Source organism: Pseudomonas caspiana (assembly GCF_002158995.1).
GTDB lineage: Bacteria > Pseudomonadota > Gammaproteobacteria > Pseudomonadales > Pseudomonadaceae > Aquipseudomonas > Aquipseudomonas caspiana.
The window spans coordinates 36,145-40,614 of sequence record NZ_LOHF01000024.1 but is presented as its reverse complement, the minus strand read 5'-3'; the positions used below and the strand labels follow the sequence as shown (position 1 = coordinate 40,614).

The window sequence follows — 4,470 nt, the reverse complement described above, 5'->3', positions numbered from 1 at the left end:
TCGCGGCCTCGCGGTGCTCGTGCGCTCCTACAGGTCCCGTGTTTGCTGCGCGACAGCGCAGCGGCGGCGATGCGGCGGCGATGCGGCGGCAACTCCTACGGTCCGGCGGGTGTTGGCTCAGCGCACTTTGCAGGTAGCTTTTATCTGTACGTAACCGCTTTGCGCCGGGTTGTGATCGGCGGGCAAGGCGTAGTTCAACGCGCAACTTTCGCCCGGCTTGCTGCCCCAACTGATCAGCAGCTCACCTTTGTTTTCACTGGCCCGAATGAACAGACGCCCACCCTGCCCGACCATGGTCAGGAAGTTGCCTTGCGGGTCTTTCACCTGAGCGCCCAGCGGCAGATTCTGTTTGTCGTCACGCACTACCTGCATAAGGATTGGCGTACCACTGATGGTTTCGTACTTGACCAGACTGATCGCTCCAAATCGCGGCGCGATGGTTAACGAAGTAGTCTCCAGCTCCACGTTGTCGGAGATGCCTTTCGGATCCAGAGCAATGTCGTTCCGGCGGTAAGGCATCAAGCCAGTGACCAACGCATAACCACTGTCATTAACCACCGCGTTCGAGGCGTTGCCGACCCGGGCCCCACTGGCGCCTTCGGCTTTGACCAACGCCATGGTTTCGCCCTGATCAGCGCTGAATGTCACGCCGCCTGTGTGGGCCACCAGACTGCCGCTCGCCCCCACATTGGCTTGTTTATAGCCATTGCCCGTGTTGACTCCGGCGCTCAGGGTGGTTTGCTCAGCGCGATATTGCATGGAAGAACCGGCGCTGCTGGTGGTGTTGCCAGCGCTCTTGTCCGCCGAACCGTAGACGTTGTAATTAAGCTGATTGCGCTCACCGGCGCTGCCGCCCAAGGCAACCTGAGTATTGCTGCCGCTGTCGGTGTAGCGCATGGTGCTGCTGATGTAATTGGAGCGTGTGCGACCAAACGGGATGTTTACGCCAACCTGATATTGAGTCTGAAAGGCGCCGTTGAAGTCTCGCGTCCGACTGGCGCCCACGTTCAGCGAACCCCAGTTGTAACCATTGCTGTAACCGGCCTGATAGGTCACGTTGCTGCGCTGATCACCGCCCCAATAGTTCTGCGCCGAGCCGGTGACATAGACGTTGCCACGACGCTCGCCCAGCGGCTGATTGATGTTCAGCTGGAAGCGGCTGCGTTGTCGATAAAGCGTGCCGGTGTCTCGGCTGCGCAATTGCGCATAGTCGCTGAAATTCAAATAGCCTTCGCTGGAGAAGCGATAAGCCGCCACCGTGAAGTTGGTCTGGGTGGAATCCAGCAACTTGCTGTAAGTCAGCCGATAGCTGCGCCCACGCATACTGGAATCGAGTGCTCCGGCGCTTTGCTCCAGACCTGTCGCTCGGGACTCGGTGACGTCCAGCGCCATTGCACCGAAGGGCGTGCTCCAGGCTGCGCCCGCCTGCACCGCCAGATACTGCTCGGCGATGATGCTGCCGGTGTAGGCGCTCCATCTGTCCGAGATACCGCGTTGATAGCTGCCCTGCACAAACTCCGGCGTATTGTTCAGGTATTCATCGCGGTAACGTCCCGCCGTGATGTTGAAACGTGTGGTGCCAGGGCGCAGCAATTGCGCGACCGAGGCAAACGGCACGATAAAACTCCGGGTACGGCCGTCTGCCTCCGTGACGGTGACTGACAGATCCCCGGAATAACCGGTGCTGTACAGGTCATCAATTACAAACGGCCCCGGTGCGACCGTTGTTTCGTAAAGAATGCTTTCACCCTGACGCACCGTAACCCGGGCATTGGTGTCCGCCACCCCCCTGATCGGCGGGGCAAAGCCGCGCATGGAATCTGGCAACATACGATCGTCGCTGCCGAGCTGCACACCACTGAAAGGCACGCTGTCGAACAACTCGCCGGGGGTGTAGTACTCGCCCATAGTCAGTTGCGATTTCAGGCCTGTGATATCGCGTTGTGCATAACTGCTGACCGCTTGATAACCCTTGCTTGACGGGCCTTGGGCAGAACGGTTGTAGCTGTACGAGCCGTTATGTCGCAGACGCCAGTCGCCCAGATTGACCCCGGTGTTAAGACCCAGATAAGACTGAGTACTGGCTACGCCCTGATTGTCGTTCTGGTAGAGATTCGCGTTGTAACCGACGAACGCAGCATTGATACCGCGATCCCAGTTTTTCGGGTCGACGTAGCCACGGGAGACCCGCTTCAAATAGGCCTGGGCAATACTCACGTCGGTGCGTAACTCACTCATGTCCACTTCGACACTGATGTCGGGCGCCAGTAGTGACAGCTCGACGCATTCCGGGTCTTTCAGCAAATCCGCTTGCCGATCACGGTTTGGCAGAGCCTCAAGATTCAGACCCCAGCGGGTCAGATCATCCAGTCTGAAGCAGAAGTGAGCTTTCCCCGTCGCGCTGTCCTTACGCACCGTCAGCAACTCGCGCCCCTGCCAGTTGCCGTTCAAATACAGGTCAACGCGATAACCGCCCGCCGCAAGAGGATTGCCATTTTCGAACTGGGATACATCCACCGCTCGTCCTTGGCTGTCAGTGATGAAAGCGGGGTTGAAGTCCACATGCTCGCTGTCGTCTGCCAAAACACTGCAAGGCAGCATCGTCAGCAAAACAAAAAGCGCACACGGCTGCCGCACCCTGAGGCGCATGGCCGGGCAGATAAAATCAAACATGAGTAGTCATCCTGGACAGGCTTGCATCATCAGAGCAAGCAGCAGAGGTCCAGCCTGTCTGGCCGGAGTTAGCGAAAATGACGGTCAGCGTGCTTAGCCAAAACCGTAAGCACCGCATGCAATCAATTGCTGAGGCGGGTCTCGACGGACTTGCTTGAGCCGTAGTCGTTGATCCATTCGTAACGCAGGGTCAGCGCCCCGGACGGGATGCTTTTCAACTCTTCCAGCGGGAAATCCTGCACGCCTCGTGGCGGGATCATTCCGCCCTTGCTGCTGTAGGTCTTGCCCGCCACCACCAGCTCAGTCTTGTTGTAAGAGACGCTGAACGCGGTTGGATTAGAGCCGCGCAATACGACGCCATTGGCGGTTGGAACCAGCTTCCAGCTCACCGCGGCGGGTGCGTCTTCGGCATAACCCTTTAATTGCTCCGGGCGGTAAAAGAGTTTGATCCGTGACCGGTAAGCCAGTTGAATAAAGTTGCTGTCGGCATTTTTCGGGTTGGGCGGAACGTCCAGAACGTTCAGCCAGAACACCGATTCGACGTCTGTCGGCAATGGGTCATGGGTATAAGTGATACGCAGGGTCTGCGAACGCCCTGCCGAAATCCGCACAATCGGCGGCGTCAGCAGAAAAGGCGCATCAGCCTGATCGGGACGCGACTGGGGATCGCCCCGGTCAATCCAGACCTGAACCAGAGACGGCTCCTGACCCACGTTATCGAGCTTGAGGGTGATTTCCCGCTCGCTGGCCGGATAGACCACACGAGTGCCTGAAATCACCACGTTGGCCGACACGGGTGAAATCCCGATAACAAAAAACGCGCTGCACAGCGCGCACACGGCACGCTTGAGGAAAGAAGTTTTCATAAGATTGGCTCGATCAACGCCCGGAGCCTGACCCCGGGCGTACAGGATCAGTTGTAATCCATGGAGAACTGGACATTGGACGTGATCTGACCCGCAGTCGCTGCGGCAGTAGCGGCGATGTACTGCGCGTAGAACTGCAGGCTTGCGGCTTCCTCAGTGATAGCGGTCGACAACGAACCCGAATTGGTTTGCAGATTGATCGGCGCAAAGTTCGCGTTGAGTATCTGGATCTGTGCGTTGGAACCGTTAGCGGTCTGGTTACGCAGGTTGCCGGTTGCGGCATCAACCGACGCGCCCTGTTCGAAACGCACCAACGCGCTGCTACCCGTGCAGGCAGTCAGCGCCAGAGTGAAACCGACACGCCCGGCGGTTTTACCGACGGTGGCCAGTGACGACGTTGAAACCTTTGGCAACGCAACGGCCTTGACCAACGTGCCGGCGGTGGCGCCTTCGATGGTACAAGTCTGGCTGTTGATCTGACCGGTGAAGTTGATGGTGCCATCTGCTGCCGAGGCGTTAAACGAAGAGGCAACTGCGGCCATCGCACCAAGCGCCAGTAAAGTCTTTTTCATGTCGAGCTCCGCTGAATCAATCAAAATGCAGCAACAGACGTTGTGCCTGCTGCCGGGCTATTGAGAGACGCAATCTTAAGGAGCTGTCCGAAGAGTCAGAATCAGACGATTCTTAAAGTGCTGACTGGGTGGTGCGGCGTGGATGACTCTGTTAGAGCTGAGTTTGCTCGATATAGGCCGGATGAAATGGACTTGATATCTGCGGCGTTCTTATTGCAGGCAAGCCTGCTCGCAGCCTGATGAAGAACATGAAGCTGATTAAAAAAAACAGTGATTCGTGGCTTCCACCTGCTGACCACCAAGCCGGTCATGTACATCGCCAACGCTGCTGAAAACGTCGTCCGCGCCATCGCCTACAG

The 4,470-nt window shown here is 57.8% G+C and carries 3 protein-coding genes and 1 pseudogene; 1 reads left to right on the top strand and 3 read right to left on the bottom strand.

All coding sequences use genetic code 11. The features are described 5' to 3' along the window. Positions 1-117 precede the first annotated feature (117 nt). From AUC60_RS22400 to AUC60_RS22390, 3 genes are all read right to left on the bottom strand, one after another. Entirely contained in the window at positions 118-2,673 is a 2,556-nt protein-coding gene (locus tag AUC60_RS22400) for a fimbria/pilus outer membrane usher protein (protein WP_087272900.1), read from the bottom strand. 122 nt (positions 2,674-2,795) lie between these two features. Further along, positions 2,796-3,539, bottom strand: coding sequence for a fimbrial biogenesis chaperone (locus tag AUC60_RS22395; RefSeq protein ID WP_087272897.1), 744 nt, complete (start codon positions 3,537-3,539; stop codon positions 2,796-2,798). A 47-nt stretch (positions 3,540-3,586) separates the two neighbouring features. Next, the gene (locus AUC60_RS22390; RefSeq protein ID WP_087272895.1) at positions 3,587-4,111 is read right to left on the bottom strand and encodes a fimbrial protein; all 525 of its coding nucleotides are present in this window, start codon (positions 4,109-4,111) and stop codon (positions 3,587-3,589) included. A 218-nt stretch (positions 4,112-4,329) separates the two neighbouring features. On the opposite strand from AUC60_RS22390, the pseudogene ychF reads away from it, so the two are divergent. Next, positions 4,330-4,470: pseudogene (gene ychF / locus AUC60_RS27725) on the top strand (redox-regulated ATPase YchF); the annotation flags it as partial.